A 13,901-nucleotide genomic window follows, 5' to 3' on the forward strand; every position below is an offset into this window, starting at 1 on the left:
CCAGATCCTGGCCCCGGCGGGGAACGAACGCATGCGTTCGATGGGGCAGCGCCCCCGATCACCCGGCCTGATGCGGAAGCTCGGCCTTGCCCTTCTCGCGCTGCTGGTGCTGCTGCTGGGCACGGCCTGGTTCGGGCCGCGTTTCCTGGATTGGGATGCCTGGCGCGGCCCGCTGACGGATATCGCCTCCATCCGGCTCGGCCGGCATGTGGCGGTGGGCGGGCGCATCACCCTCTCCCTGCTGCCCCAGCCCATCCTGGAAGCCGCCGAGGTGGAGATCGGCCCGGACCCGGACGGGCTCGCCATCCGCGCCCGCGCCATGCGGCTCCGGCTCGATCTGCCGGCCCTGCTGGCCGGGCGGCTGGAGCCGCGGGAGATCGCCCTGCTCGGCGGCGATATCAGCCTGCCCTGGCCGCCCACCCAGCTTCCCAGCTTCCGCCCGCCCCCCTGGCTCACCGCGCTGGATGCGCGGCTGGAGGATTTCCGCCTCACCCTCGGCACGCTGCAGCTCGAAGGGCTGCAGGCGCGGCTGACCACGGGCGGGATAGCCGAGGCGCTGAGCGCCGAGGGCCGCTTCACCTGGCGCGGCGCCCAGCTCCGCTTCAACGCCAGCCTCGGCCGCGCCGGCTATGACGGCATCGCGCCGCTGGACCTTTCCACGGTGCTCGGCGGCACCACCCTGGCGGCACGCGGCGTGCTGGCCCCGGGCGGCGGCTTCGAGGGGCGGCTGGAAGCCAGCGGCCCGGACCTCTCCACCCTGTTGCCCGCCCCCGCCCAGGCCTTCCGCGCCACCGGCCGGCTCACCGCCTCGGCCGATCTGCTGGCCGCCGACGACCTGACCCTCGATCTCGGCGGCCAGCCGGCGCGCGGGGCGGTGACGCTCCGCCTCGCCCCGGCGCCGCGGCTGGACCTGGCCGTCGTCGCCGGGCGGCTCGACCTCGATGCCTGGGTGGCGGCGCTGCGGGGGGCGCGGGGCGCCGCCCTGCCCGTCTCGGTCGATCTCTCCGCCGAGGCCACCGCCCTCTCCGGCGTGCCGCTGCGGAGGTTGCGCGGCGCCGCCTTCCTGGAAGGCGACCGGATCACCCTCTCCGACGTCTCCGTGCTGCTGCCCGGTGAGACGGCGCTGGAACTCGCCGGCGCCACCGCCGGACCGCGGCTGGAACTCGCCATCCGCTTCGCCGCGCCGAATCTGCGGGAGACGCTGGGGGCGCTCGGCCTGCCGCTCGCCGGCATCGACCCGACCCGGCTGCGCCAGGCGGAGGGGCGCTTCCGCCTGGCGCTTTCGGAGTCCGAGACGAGCCTCGCCGAGCTGGCCGCGACGGTGGATGGCGCGCGGGTCTCGGGCGCCGGGGTGCTGCGCCAGGCGGCGGGGGGGCGGCCGGCGCTGGGCATCGGGCTGACGCTGGACCGGCTGGAGCTGGACGGGCTGCTGCCAGCCTGGCCGGCGCCGGCCAGGCTGGCAGGCTTCGACCTCAATTTGCGGCTGGCGGCGGAGACTTTGCGCTGGCGCGGGCTGGAGGCCGGCCGCGCCGCGCTGGACGCCACGCTGGAAAACGGCCGCGCCACGCTGCGCCGCCTGGCGCTGCGGCTGGGGGAGGTGGATATCGCCGCCTCCGGCGCCGCCCAGCTCGGCCCGGCGCTGCGCTTCCCGGATCTGATGCTGGAGTTGAGCGGGGCCAGCGGCGCTGCCCTGGCCCCGCTGCTGCCCTCCGAATGGGCCCGGCTGGCCCCGCTGCTGGCGGAGCAGGTCACGCTGCGCCTGTCCGGCAGCGGCGCGCCGGAGGCGCTGGCGCTGAAGGCGGAAGGCGATCTCGGCGAGCTGCGGGTGGAGGCGAATGCGACGCTGGATACCCTGGCCTGGCGGGGCAGCGGCGCGCTGACGCTGCGCCACCCGGGCGCGCCGCGGCTGCTGGCGGAGCTGGGCTTCGGCGCGCCGGACTGGCTGGGGGAGGGCTCCTTCGCCCTGGTCGCCAACCTCTCCGGCCAGCGCAGTGCGGAGGCCAGCAGCCTGACGGCGGAGCATCTGGACCTGGTGGCGGGCGGGTTGCGCGGCCGGGCGCAGGTGACGCTGGCCCTGGGCGGGGCGGCGGGCGGGACGGCCGCCGGCGGGGCGCGGCCGCGCCTGACCGGACGGGTGGCGCTGGAGACGCTGCCCTTGCCCTGGCCGAGGCTGGGGGCGCGGGAACCGCTGGCGCTGGAGCCGCTGCAGGCGCTGGACGCCGAGCTGGCACTGGAGGCGGCGCGGGTGCCGCTGCCCGGCGAGGTGCCGCTGGAAGGGCTGAGCGCCACCCTGCGCCTGGCCGGCGGCGGGCTGAAGCTGGAGGGGCTGCAGGCGCGGCTCGGCGGCGGCGCGCTGCGCGGCGAGGTGGCGCTGGAGTCCGGCGCCTCCCCCCCGCGCCTGGCGCTGAGCGCGGCGCTGGCGGATGTGACGCTGGCGGCGCCGCTCCTCGGCCTGCCGCTGGATCTTGCCGCCGGCCTCTATGCCGGGGAGCTGCGGCTGAGCGCGGCTGGCCACAGCCCGGCGGCGCTGGCGGCGACGGCGGAAGGCCGGCTGGAGGTGACGGGGCGGGACGGGGTGCTGACCGGCCTTTCCCTCCGCGCGCTGCAGGAGGCGGCAGCGCTGCCGGAGCTGGGCCGGGCGGAGACGGCGCTGCGCCAGGCCTTGGAGGGCGGGGCGAGCGGCTTCGACCGGCTGGAATTGGCGGGGCTTCTGACGGAAGGACGGCTGCGGCTGGAACGGGCGGAGCTGGCCGGGGAAGGGGGCGCGGCCTCGGCGAGCGGCGAGATCGACCTGGCGCGGGGCGGGCTGGATCTGCGGCTGGAAGCCCGGCCGGTGGCGGAGGCGCCGCCGGTGGCGCTGCGGCTGGTGGGGCCGGTGGGGGCGCCGCGAAGGCTGGCGGAGGTGGCGGGGTTTCTCAGGTGGAAGGCGGAGAGGTAGGGGGGTGCCGGGGCGCTGCCCCGGGCCCCGGCAGAGGGCGCTGCCTCGTTGGCGGCAATGCCACCAACCCCGCCGGGGACCGGACCGGTCCCCGGAACCCGGTGGGCGTTTGCCGGGGGCCGGATTGCCACCAGCCCCCGCGCCCGGCTACGCCACCGCCACCCAGGCGCAGGAGAATGCTGCTTATGCCCACCCGCGAAGGCGCCCTCAGCCGCGCCGCGGCCTTCTTCGATGAGGGCCATTTCAAATCCCTCCTCGCCGGTCTCGTCGCCATCCCCTCCACCGCCCAGGACCCGGCCTATGAGGCGGAGCTGGCGCGCTACCTGGAAACCGCCATCCGCCCCTGGGTGGAGCGCCTCGGCTTCACCGCCACCATCCACCCCAACCCGCTCCCTGGCTTCGGCCCCATCCTCACCGCCGAGCGCATCGAGGATCCGGCCCGCCCCACCGTGCTGCTCTACGGCCATGGCGACACCGTCCGCGGCCTGGATGAGCAATGGCGCCCCGGCCTCACCCCCTGGGCGCTGACCGAGGACGGCGATCACTGGTACGGCCGCGGCACCGCGGACAATAAGGGCCAGCACGCCCTGAACCTCGCCGCGCTGGAAGCCGTGCTGGCGGAGCGCGGCGGCAGGCTGGGCTTCAACCTGAAGCTGGTGCTGGAGATGGCGGAGGAGCGCGGCTCCCGGGGCTTGCGCGAATTCGTCGCCGCCCATCGCGACCTGCTGACGGCCGATGTGCTCATCGCCTCGGACGGCCCCCGCGTGGACCCGGCCCTGCCGACCATCGCCACCGGCACCCGCGGCATCTTCCAATTCGACCTGGTCCTGAAGCTGCGCGAGGGCGGCGTGCATTCCGGCCATTGGGGCGGCCTGACCACCGACCCGGCCATCCGCCTTACCCACGCCATCGCCAGCATCTGCGACGCGCGCGGCAAGATCCTGGTCCGGGACTGGCTGCCGCGGAATGGCGTGCCGGCCGAGGTGCGCGGCGTCCTCGCCGGCTGCCCGGTGGGCGGGGCGGAGGGTGCCGCCACCATCGACCCGGATTGGGGCGAGCCGGGCCTGACCGCGGCCGAGAAGATCTATGGCTGGAACAGCTTCATCGTCCTTGCCATGGTCAGCGGCCGGCCGGAGGCGCCGGTGAACGCCGTCGCCCCCGATGCCCGCGCCACCTGCCATATCCGCTACACGGTGGATACCGACCCGGCGGGATTCGGCCCCGCCCTTCGCCGCCACCTGGACGAGCACGGCTTCGCCGATGTCGAGATCCGCGAGCCGGGGGTGCGCATGGCCGCGTCCCGCACGCCGCCGGACCATCCCTGGGTGCGCTGGGCTCAGGCCAGCATGGAGCGCAGCCTCGGCAAGCGGGTGCAGATCATCCCGAATTCCTCGGGCGGGCTGCCGGGCGACGTCTTCATGGACCATCTGGGCACGCCGCTGGTCTGGGTGCCGCACAGCTATAATGGCTGCAAGCAGCACGGCCCGGACGAGCACCTGCTGACCGGCCCGGCGCGGGAGGGCATCCTGGCCTTTGCCGGGATGTGGTGGGATCTCGGGGAAGCCGGCACGCCGGGCTGAGCGTTACCCTTCCTCACCCCGGGTCCAGCCTCCGGTCATGTCGGCGTTACATTTCGCCCCCATCTTCCGGATGCCGGGCCCGACAGGTCCCGCATGAGGAGAATACGCCGATGAAGTCACTCCGCCTCGCCCTGCTCGGGTCCGCGCTGCTGGCGGCGCCGGCCCTGGCGCAGCCGGTGCCGCCCGCGCCCGCGCCTGGTGCGCGGCCCGCCCCTCCGCCGGCGGCCGGCCGTGGGCCGCATGGCGGCGTTGCCCTGTTCCAGCGCGTCGATGCCGACCACAATGGCCGCATCACCTGGGAGGAGGCCTGGGGCTTCGCGCAGCAGCGCTTCGCTGATGCCGACCGCGACCGCGATGGCGGGCTGGTGATGGAGGAGCTGCTCTCCGCCCGGCTGATGCCGGCGGCGGCCGAGCGGGGCGGCCAGGACGGCGCCGGCATGCGGCCGGACCGGGCGCGGATGATGGCCATGATGTTCCGCGCCCTGGACGCCAACCGCGACGCCAAGGTGACGCTGGAGGAAGTGCGCCCGGCGATCGAGGCTCGCTTCCGTGCCCTGGACGCGAATGGTGATAACGGCGTCACCCTGGATGAGCTGCCGGCGCCGCCGCGCCGCTTCGGGCCGCACGGCCATGGCCATGGCCCGGGCATGGCGCCGCCGGCCCCTCCGGCGCCGCCGCCCGGCACGCAGCCGGGGTAGAGAACGGCTACGCCCCTGGCCCCGGCAGGCGTACTGCCCTGTTGGCGGCAGTACGCCGCCAACCCCCGCCGGGGCCAGGATCTGGCCCCGGACCTCGGTTTGAGTTCGGACCCGGGCTGAACTGCGGAGTCTCGCCAGGGTCCAGGGGATGGTTCACCCCTGAGTGGGGCCTGGGGAGGCAGCGCCTCCATTCTCTGCCCCTTGCCCCCTTGCCCCCTTGCCCCTGCGGCAGCGCGGCCGCCTTGGGTCGTTGCGTCGCATCTTCTGCCGCAGGATTCTCCACCCCAAGCCGCATGGCACGTGCTGCTGTCCGCGACGGGCCGCGGATGGCGCCAAGCGGTGATCTGCGCTTCCGCCGCCAGCCTGCGCGTCACGTTCCACCGCCAGCCTGCCGCCCGGCCGCGCCAGCCGCGGTCGCGGTAAGGCCGATGGTCCCCCGGCCCAGGGGACACCTTTGAACAGCATCGTCTCCCGCTGCCCCAGGTGGGCGGGCAGGGCCCGCTCGGCGAGTCCAGGGCATGGCCCCCGTTCCTCGGGCGGATGCCGGCCTGCCCCGGGCCGCGCCCCGCGGCGAGGGGCGGCGCCGAATCCTGGCCGGACCCCCGACGCTCCCTTTGCTTGACGCGCCTTCCAGCCTCCCCCAACATGAGAACATAAATAGAACATTGGCTTTCCCCCTGGCTTTTCTGCATGCCGGAATTGCTGGACCTGCCTACCCGATCTGGTGTTAGAATGCCCCTCTTGCTCCAATATCTTGTGTGGAGAGCGTCCGCGATGCATGCTCCGGTCCGGGGGATTAAGGGGGACGTGACTGTGTTCGATGCGGTGCAGTTGGAAGGACATCACCAGGTACAGGTGGACCGGGCGCGGGACGCCCTGCTGACGGATTTCGGCAAGGCGACGCTGGGTGACCGCTACCTGCTGCCCGGCGAGAGCTATCAGGACCTGTTCGCCCGCGTCGCCAGCGCCTTCGGCGACGATCCGGCGCATGCCCAGCGGATCTACGACTACATCAGCAGGCTGTGGTTCATGCCGGCGACGCCGGTGCTCTCCAATGGCGGCACCACCCGTGGCCTGCCCATCTCCTGCTTCCTGAACGAGGCCTCGGACAGCCTCGAGGGCATTGTCGGGCTGTGGAACGAGAATGTCTGGCTGGCCGCCAAGGGGGGCGGCATCGGCAGCTATTGGGGCAATCTCCGCGGCATCGGCGAGAAGGTGGGGCGCAACGGCAAGACCTCCGGCGTCGTCCCCTTCATCCGGGTGATGGACAGCCTGACCCTCGCCATTTCCCAGGGCTCGCTCCGCCGCGGCTCCGCCGCCTGCTACCTGCCGGTGAGCCACCCGGAGATCGAGGAATTCATCGAAATCCGCCGCCCCACCGGCGGCGACCCGAACCGCAAGGCGCTGAACCTGCACCACGGCATCCTGTTGCCGGACGCGTTCATGCGCGCGGTCGAGAATGACGAGGAATGGCCGCTGGTCAGCCCGAAGGACGGCGCCGTCATGCGCAAGATCTCGGCGCGCGGGCTGTGGATCCGCATCCTCACCGCGCGGATCGAGACGGGCGAGCCCTACCTGATCTTCTCCGATCAGGTGAACCGTTCCATGCCGGCGCACCACAAGCTGGCGGGGCTGGAGGTGAAGACCTCCAACCTCTGCTCCGAGATCACCCTGCCGACCGGCCGCGACCAGCATGGGCGGGACCGCACCGCCGTCTGCTGCCTCTCCTCCCTCAACCTCGAGACCTGGTTCGAGTGGAAGGACAATCCGCGCTTCATCCCGGACGTGATGCGCTTCCTGGACAACGTGCTGCAGGAGTTCATCGACACCGCGCCGGATTCCATGGCGAAGGCGAAGTACTCCGCGATGCGGGAGCGCTCGGTCGGCCTCGGCGTCATGGGCTTCCACAGCTTCCTGCAGAGCCAGAACGTGCCCTTCGAGAGCGTGATCGCGAAGGTGTGGAACAAGAAGATGTTCAAGCACATCCGGGAGCAGGCGGATTTCGCCAGCCGCGCCCTGGCGGAGGAGCGCGGCCCCTGCCCGGATGCGGCGGAATACGGGGTGATGGAGCGGTTCTCGAACAAGATGGCGATCGCGCCGACCGCCTCCATCTCCATCATCTGCGGCGGGGCGTCGCCGGGCATCGAGCCGATCGCGGCGAATGTCTACAACCACAAGACGCTCAGCGGCAGCTACATCGTGCGCAACCCGTACCTGAAGAAGGTGCTGGCGAAGCATGGCCGCGACGATGCCGAGACCTGGACCAGCATCACGGTGAACAAGGGTAGCGTGCAGCACCTGGACTTCCTGACGGAGCAGGAGAAGGCCACCTTCCGCACCGCCTTCGAGCTGGACCAGCGCTGGGTGGTGGAGCACGCCGCCGACCGCACGCCCTTCATCTGCCAGAGCCAGTCGGTGAACCTGTTCCTGCCGGCCAATGTGCATAAGCGGGACCTGCACCAGATCCATCTGCAGGCCTGGAAGAAGGGGGTGAAGAGCCTCTATTACTGCCGCTCGCTGAGCATCCAGCGGGCGGATACGATCAGCGAGAAGGTGGTGCAGGAAGCGCCGAATCTGCGCCCGGCGAAGCCGGACCCGGCCGTGCTGCCACTGCTGGTGGCGGCTGCGGTGGGGACGACGGATTACGAGGAGTGCCTGGCGTGCCAGTAGCGCGCTGAGGCCAGGGCGACACCTTACCGCATCGCCGCCCGAGGAGCTGCCGTCGCCGGGCCGGCGGCAGCCGTCCAGGAATGGAAAACACGCCGGCTCCGGCGCGGTGCTTGCCGCTGCGCCGCCCCCCATTGCAAGCTCATGGTGCACCCATGCCAGATGGCACCCCCCCGATGGACAGCAACGCCCAGCCGCATTTCGACCTGCTGACCGCCAACCCGGTCTACAAGCCCTTCCGCTACCCCTGGGCCTATGACGCCTGGCTCACCCAGCAGCGCGTGCATTGGCTGCCGGAGGAGGTGCCGCTCGCCGATGACGTGAAGGACTGGCAGAAGAACCTCACCCCCGCCGAGCGGAACCTGCTGACGCAGATCTTCCGCTTCTTCACCCAGGCGGATGTCGAGGTGAACAACTGCTACATGAAGCACTACTCCCAGGTGTTCAAGCCGACGGAAGTGCTGATGATGCTAAGCGCCTTCAGCAACATCGAGACCATCCACATCGCCGCCTACAGCCACCTGCTGGACACGGTGGGGATGCCGGAGGTCGAGTACACCGCCTTCCTCCGCTACAAGGAGATGAAGGACAAATTCGACTACATGCAGGCCTTCCGGGTCGACTCGAAGACCGAGATCGCCAAGACCCTGGCCGCCTTCGGCGCCTTCACCGAGGGGCTGCAGCTCTTCGCCTCCTTCGCCATCCTGATGAACTTCCCGCGCTTCAACAAGATGAAGGGCATGGGCCAGATCGTCTCCTGGTCCGTGCGCGACGAGACGCTGCACTGCCTCTCCGTCATCCGCCTCTTCCGCACCTTCATCCACGAGAATCCGGAGATCTGGACGGAGGAGCTGAAGCGCGACCTCGCCGAGATCTGCGACACCATCGTGCAGCACGAGGACGCCTTCATCGACCTCGCCTTCGAGCTCGGCGGCGTCGAGGGGCTGAATGCCGCGGACACCAAGACCTATATCCGCTTCATCGCCGATCGCCGCCTGCAGCAGCTCGGCCTCGAACCGCTCTACAACATCGAGAAGAATCCGCTGCCCTGGCTGGACGAGATGCTGAACGCGGTGGAGCACACCAATTTCTTCGAGAACCGGGCGACGGAATATTCCCGCGCCAGTACGACCGGGAGCTGGGACGAGGCCTTTGCCTGACATGCCGGCCGCGGCCTCGCGCAGCGGCTGTGCGGCTGCCCGGCCCGGCAACCACCGGATGATGCGCGGCGGGGGGGGCGGCGGCGCCATGCCCCCCGGCTGGCGAGGCGCCCGCACTCCGGCTATCTAGCCCGGATGCTCCGCCTGATCCGCCTTCTGGCTGTCCTGCTCATCCTGCTGCTCGGCGGTGTCTGGGCGCTGGCATGGGTGACCCGCGGGCCGGAGGAGAGCCTGGTGGACGCCTTCACCAACCGCGTCGCGCAGCTCTTCGGCGGCCAGGCGCCGGTCGCCGCCATGGGCGGCATCGCGCTGCCGCAGGGCATGACGCTCGGCGGCGGCTTCAGCCTGGTGGACCAGACCGGGCGGGCGGTGACGGAGCGCGATTACGCCGGGCGCTGGATGCTGCTGTATTTCGGCTACTCCTACTGCCCCGATGTCTGCCCGACCGAGCTCGGCGCCATGGCCGCGGCGCTCGACCAGCTCGGCCCGCTGGCAGAGCAGGTGGTCCCGGTCCTCATCAGCGTGGATCCGGAGCGCGACACGCCGGAGCATCTCGCCGACTACGTCAGCCGCTTCCATCCACGGTTGCAGGGGTTGACCGGCACGGCGGAGCAGGTGGCGGAAGTGGCGCGCCGCTACCGCGTCTACTACGCGAAGGTGCGGCGCCCGGACATGACCGATTACTTGATGGACCATTCGAGCTTTGTGTACTTGGTGGGGCCGGATGCGCGCGTACGCAGCCTGTTCCGACCGGACACCTCGCCCGAGGCGATGGCCGCTGCGGTGCAGGCACAGCTCGGGGCTGCCTCTCGGCGGAGTTGAGCAGTCATTTCTCGGGGTTTTGCCTTAGATTGGCTGAGCGTCGACTCGGCGTCGTGCCATAGCGGCAAGCTTGGTGTGGGGAGCAGGTGATGGCGGATGAGGCTTCCGATCAGGATGGCGGGCGGGAGTCCGGGCGCGGTTCCGCGCCGCGGCACAGCCGCCGGCTTTCCGACAAGATCCTGATCGCCTTCCACCACGCCTGCGACCAGGCGGATTTCGAGGTGGCGGAGCAGCTCCTCCGCATCCTCGAGATGATGCTGACGCGCCGCCCCGTCTCGCCGGACGCCAATCGCCGGCGGAACATGGAAAGCCTGGTCGCCGCGCATGAGCGGCTCTGGCATCTCCGCCACCCGGACGCGACGGAGAAGTGAGGCACGCGGCGCGGCACTGCGGAACAGGCGAGGGGGTGTGTCTCGTCCAGGCACGGCTAAGGGGGCGCCGGCATGGCTGGTGGCGGCAAGGGCGTAAGGCGTCGGCCGGCGTGTAACTTGGTATACAGAATGCGCCAGGGCGCGGCGCCATTCGGGCTATGCGCTCAGCCTTCCAGCCCCGCCGCCGCGCCCAGCACCGCCTGCGCCGCCGGGGTGAAGCCGGCTTCATCGTGCAGCACCAGCCCGGGCTCCAGCCGCGTCGGGCCGCGGCTGCCGAGGCGCCCCTGTAGCAGCACGCGCTTCGCCGCCTGGCCTTCCCGCGGCCAGAAGGGCAGCAGCCGCACCCCGCCGCCGCCGGCCGCCGCCAGCGCCGCCATCCCCGCCGCCAGCCGCGCCGCCGGCAGGATGAGGCTGAGGCTGCCGCGATGGCGCAGCGGCGCGGCCAGGAAGCGCGCCCACTCCGCCAGCCCCGCCTCCGCATGCGTCGCCGCCCGGCGCAGCGCTTCCGGCGGCGCGGTGCCGCCGGGCCAGTAGGGCGGGTTGGCGAAACTGTGATCGCAGCGCGGCAGGCGGCGGGCGAGCGCCGGATCCCGCACATCGCCCTCGATCACCTCCACCTGCGCCGCCAGCCCGTTCGCCGCGGCATTCTCCCGCGCCAACGCGGCGAGCGAGGCCTCCCGCTCCACCGCCAGGATGCGCAGGCCCGGCACCCGCGCGGCGAGGCAGAGGAAGCCGGCGCCGCTGCCGCAGCCCGCCTCCAGCACCGCCTCCCCAGGCCTTGCCGGAATGGCGGCGGCCAGCAGCACCGCATCCAGCCCCGCCCGCAGGCCGCGCCTCGGCTGGCGCAACCGCACCCGGCCGCCCAGCAGGTGATCCTCCGTGGTGCTCTCCGTCCCGCTCACCCGGCTGCCTCGCCGGCTTCGGCCAGCAGCCTGACGGCCCGGGCGTGGTCCTGCTCGGCCACGGCGAGGCGCCGGGGGAAAGCGCCGATGCCGCCTTCCAGCGCGCTGATATGCGCGTCCAGCACCAGGCTCGGGATGCCCGCATCGGCCAGCAGCGCCTGCAGGAAGCTGAGGCGGATCGGGTCCTGGATTGTCGCGACCACCCGCATGCCGAGATGAAATCCTTGAATTTGCTGCGCTTGCCGCCACATGGCCGCGTGGTTATGGTGCCGCCCCCTGGAGCAGCCTCCGGGCTGGTTGGACCATGGAGCGGTCCAACCAGCCCGGGGACAAGCTGCTCTAGCGGCTATATTTTCTAGGGCAATATCCGATCGGGCGATCCACCCGGTCGGCTATTGCCCTGAGCCAGGGTCAAGCAGAGTGGACGCGGAAGCGCAGGCGATGCCGATCGCGTCGTCAGACAAGATGGCCGCCGCGCGCGGCGAGGATGCGCTGAGCGCGCTGATGGCGCTCGTCCGCGCCGATCTCGAAGCCTGCAACCGGCTGATCGTCGAGCGGATGCAGAGCCCGGTCGCCCTCATCCCGCAGCTTGCCGCGCATATCGTCGCGGCCGGCGGCAAGCGGCTGCGGCCGTTGCTGACGCTGGCGGCCGCCCGGCTCTGCGGCTATCGCGGGCACCGCCATGTGGCGCTCGCCGCCTGCGTGGAGTTCATCCACACCGCGACCCTGCTGCATGACGATGTGGTGGATGAAAGCGCGCTGCGCCGCGGCCAGGCCAGCGCCAATGCGCTGTTCGGCAACAAGCCCTCCGTGCTGGTGGGGGATTTCCTCTTCGCCCGCGCCTTCCAGCTCATGGTGGAGGACGGCAATCTCGAAGTGCTGGCCATCCTCTCCGCCGCCGCCGCGACCATCGCGGAAGGGGAGGTGCTGCAGCTCGTCACCCAGAACGACACGGCGACCACCGAGGCGCAGTATCTGCAGGTGATCGAGGGCAAGACCGCCGCGCTGTTCGCCGCCGCGACGCGCATCGGCGCCGTGGTGGCGGACCGTCCGCCGCCGGAGGCCGAGGCGCTGGACGCCTATGGCCGCAACCTCGGCATCGCCTTCCAATTGGTGGATGACGCGCTGGATTACGCCGCGGAGCAGGAGCGGCTGGGCAAGACGGTCGGCGACGATTTCCGCGAAGGCAAGATCACCCTGCCCGTGCTGCTGGCCTTCGCCCGTGGCGATGAGGCGGAACGCGGCTTCTGGCGCCGGGTGCTGGAGGAACGGGCGCAGGCGGAGACCGACCTGGCCGCGGCCCAGACGCTGCTGGAGCGGCACGGCGCGCTGCGCGACACGGTGGAGCGCGCGCGGCATTACGGTGACCTGGCGCTGCAGGCCCTTTCCCGCTTCCCGGACAGCGCGGAACGCCGGGCGCTGGCGGATATCGTCGCCTTCTGCATCGACCGCGCCCGCTGACCGGGTTCCGCGCCGCGTCCCGCGCTTCGCCCGATCCCGCGCCGTAGCGGCCCGCCTGCCTCCCCCGCTTGCGGGGGCTGGATGCGCTGCGGCCGAGGGTGTCCGTACGCACGGGGCGGCCATGGCTTTGCCCATCCATGCCCTGTGCCCGCGGCGCCGCAGCTCCGCCCCCATCCTCCCCCCCGGCGGGGTCCAAGGCCCGCCGCCACCCGTTGCGGGGACGATAGGCGCGCCCCGCTTTCCATGCCATGCTCCTGGCCCAAGGCCCGCGAAGGGCCGGGCTGCAGGGAGTGAAACATGACCGGGATCCTCGGGCGCCGCGCGGCGCTCGCCCTGGGTGCCGCGGCGCTCGCCGCGCTGAAGGCGTCGGCGCTGGCGCAGGGCATCTGGCCGCAGGGCTCCATCCGCTTCATCGGCATCTTCCCGCCCGGCGGCGGCACGGACATCCTCTCCCGCCTCTGGTGCCAGAAGATGGCGGAGATCACCGGCGAGCAATTCGTCGTCGAGAACCGCTCCGGCTCCGCCGGCAATATCGGCACGGAGGCGATCGCCCGCAGCACGCCGGATGGCCGCACCATCGGCCTTGCCAGCGTGGCGCCGCTGGCCATCGGGCCGACGCTCTACCGCCGCCTGCCCTTCGACGTGACGAAGGACTTCACCTATGTCTCCGGCCTCTGGCAATTGCCGAATTTCCTCGCCATCAACCCGGAGGTGCCGGCGCAGACGGTGCCGGAGCTGATCGCGCTGGTGAAGGCGAATCCGGGGAAATACATCTACGCCTCCTCCGGCAGCGGCACGACAGTGCACCTGGCCGGCGCCATGTTCGCCGCCATGGCGGGGCTGGAGATGATCCATGTGCCCTATCGCGGCGGCGCGCCGGCGCATATCGACCTGGTCGCCGGCCGGGTGCACATGATGTTCGACAACATCCCCCAGGCGCTGTCCCTGGTGAAGGAGGGAAGGCTGCGTGGCCTGGCGGTGACGGGCGCGAAGCGCAGCCCCTTCGCGCCGGAATACCCGGCCATGGCGGAATTCCTGCCGGGCTTCGAGATCGATAGCTGGGGCGGCGTCATGGGGCCCGCCGGGCTTGCCGCCGGGGTGGTGCAGCGGCTCTCTGCCCTGACGCGCCAGGCGCTGGCGGCGCCCGACCTCATCGCCCGCTTCCAGGAGAATGGCGCGACGACCTGGTTCACCTCGCCGGAGGAATTCGCCAGCTTCCGGGCGAAGAACGAGGCCGCTTTCGCGCCCATCATCCGCGCCTCCGGCGCCCAGGTCGACTGAGCTTGCCCGGCTGCCTCCGGG

At 71.8% G+C, this 13,901-nt stretch carries 11 protein-coding genes; 9 read left to right on the forward strand and 2 right to left on the reverse strand.

Features of this window, described 5'->3' with window-relative positions:
* Positions 1-70: 70 nt before the first annotated feature.
* From E5N76_RS27460 to E5N76_RS27490, 7 genes are all read left to right on the forward strand, one after another.
* Complete coding sequence (locus tag E5N76_RS27460) at positions 71-2,938, forward strand: AsmA family protein (protein ID WP_149541173.1); 2,868 nt, start codon at positions 71-73, stop codon at positions 2,936-2,938.
* 185 nt (positions 2,939-3,123) lie between these two features.
* A complete protein-coding gene (locus E5N76_RS27465; RefSeq protein ID WP_149541174.1) occupies positions 3,124-4,518 on the forward strand; it encodes a M20 family metallopeptidase in 1,395 nt (464 codons plus the stop codon).
* Positions 4,519-4,628: 110 nt separating this feature from the next.
* Positions 4,629-5,216 (forward strand): EF-hand domain-containing protein, encoded by a 588-nt coding sequence (locus E5N76_RS27470; RefSeq protein WP_149541175.1) that lies wholly within the window; start codon positions 4,629-4,631, stop codon positions 5,214-5,216.
* Positions 5,217-5,990: 774 nt separating this feature from the next.
* The gene (locus E5N76_RS27475) at positions 5,991-7,886 is read left to right on the forward strand and encodes a ribonucleoside-diphosphate reductase subunit alpha (RefSeq protein ID WP_149541176.1); all 1,896 of its coding nucleotides are present in this window, start codon (positions 5,991-5,993) and stop codon (positions 7,884-7,886) included.
* 173 nt (positions 7,887-8,059) lie between these two features.
* Entirely contained in the window at positions 8,060-9,043 is a 984-nt protein-coding gene (locus E5N76_RS27480; protein WP_235907924.1) for a ribonucleotide-diphosphate reductase subunit beta, read from the forward strand.
* A 135-nt stretch (positions 9,044-9,178) separates the two neighbouring features.
* Complete coding sequence (locus E5N76_RS27485; protein WP_149541178.1) at positions 9,179-9,865, forward strand: SCO family protein; 687 nt, start codon at positions 9,179-9,181, stop codon at positions 9,863-9,865.
* A gap of 89 nt (positions 9,866-9,954) precedes the next feature.
* Positions 9,955-10,236 (forward strand): hypothetical protein, encoded by a 282-nt coding sequence (locus E5N76_RS27490; protein WP_149541179.1) that lies wholly within the window; start codon positions 9,955-9,957, stop codon positions 10,234-10,236.
* A 164-nt stretch (positions 10,237-10,400) separates the two neighbouring features.
* Here E5N76_RS27490 and E5N76_RS27495 read toward each other — a convergent pair whose 3' ends face one another.
* Together E5N76_RS27495 and E5N76_RS27500 are read right to left on the reverse strand one after the other, a co-directional pair.
* Positions 10,401-11,138, reverse strand: a complete 738-nt coding sequence (locus E5N76_RS27495) for a tRNA1(Val) (adenine(37)-N6)-methyltransferase (protein ID WP_149541180.1) — start codon at positions 11,136-11,138, stop codon at positions 10,401-10,403.
* The gene (locus E5N76_RS27500; RefSeq protein ID WP_149541181.1) at positions 11,135-11,347 is read right to left on the reverse strand and encodes a putative signal transducing protein; all 213 of its coding nucleotides are present in this window, start codon (positions 11,345-11,347) and stop codon (positions 11,135-11,137) included. Before E5N76_RS27500 ends, E5N76_RS27495 begins: the two co-directional genes overlap by 4 nt.
* Before the next feature lie 232 nt (positions 11,348-11,579).
* Here E5N76_RS27500 and E5N76_RS27505 point away from each other — a divergent pair, with 232 nt between their 5' ends.
* Together E5N76_RS27505 and E5N76_RS27510 are read left to right on the forward strand one after the other, a co-directional pair.
* On the forward strand, positions 11,580-12,599 hold the full coding sequence (locus E5N76_RS27505) for a polyprenyl synthetase family protein (RefSeq protein WP_149541200.1): 1,020 nt from the start codon (positions 11,580-11,582) through the stop codon (positions 12,597-12,599).
* Positions 12,600-12,896: 297 nt separating this feature from the next.
* Complete coding sequence (locus tag E5N76_RS27510; RefSeq protein WP_149541182.1) at positions 12,897-13,880, forward strand: Bug family tripartite tricarboxylate transporter substrate binding protein; 984 nt, start codon at positions 12,897-12,899, stop codon at positions 13,878-13,880.
* Positions 13,881-13,901: the final 21 nt, after the last annotated feature.

Source organism: Siccirubricoccus phaeus, assembly GCF_008360935.1.
Lineage (GTDB): Bacteria > Pseudomonadota > Alphaproteobacteria > Acetobacterales > Acetobacteraceae > Siccirubricoccus > Siccirubricoccus phaeus.

What these genes read in the sequence shown, in the direction of transcription:
- E5N76_RS27460 (WP_149541173.1), top strand. Translation starts at nt 71, where the DNA reads ATGCGGAAGCTCGGCCTTGCCCTTCTCGCGCTGCTGGTGCTGCTGCTG.
- E5N76_RS27475 (WP_149541176.1), top strand. Translation starts at nt 5,991, where the DNA reads ATGCATGCTCCGGTCCGGGGGATTAAGGGGGACGTGACTGTGTTCGAT.
- E5N76_RS27480 (WP_235907924.1), top strand. Translation starts at nt 8,060, where the DNA reads ATGGACAGCAACGCCCAGCCGCATTTCGACCTGCTGACCGCCAACCCG.
- E5N76_RS27505 (WP_149541200.1), top strand. Translation starts at nt 11,580, where the DNA reads ATGCCGATCGCGTCGTCAGACAAGATGGCCGCCGCGCGCGGCGAGGAT.
- E5N76_RS27465 (WP_149541174.1), top strand. Translation starts at nt 3,124, where the DNA reads ATGCCCACCCGCGAAGGCGCCCTCAGCCGCGCCGCGGCCTTCTTCGAT.
- E5N76_RS27490 (WP_149541179.1), top strand. Translation starts at nt 9,955, where the DNA reads ATGGCGGATGAGGCTTCCGATCAGGATGGCGGGCGGGAGTCCGGGCGC.
- E5N76_RS27470 (WP_149541175.1), top strand. Translation starts at nt 4,629, where the DNA reads ATGAAGTCACTCCGCCTCGCCCTGCTCGGGTCCGCGCTGCTGGCGGCG.
- E5N76_RS27500 (WP_149541181.1), bottom strand. Translation starts at nt 11,347, where the DNA reads ATGCGGGTGGTCGCGACAATCCAGGACCCGATCCGCCTCAGCTTCCTG.
- E5N76_RS27510 (WP_149541182.1), top strand. Translation starts at nt 12,897, where the DNA reads ATGACCGGGATCCTCGGGCGCCGCGCGGCGCTCGCCCTGGGTGCCGCG.
- E5N76_RS27485 (WP_149541178.1), top strand. Translation starts at nt 9,179, where the DNA reads ATGCTCCGCCTGATCCGCCTTCTGGCTGTCCTGCTCATCCTGCTGCTC.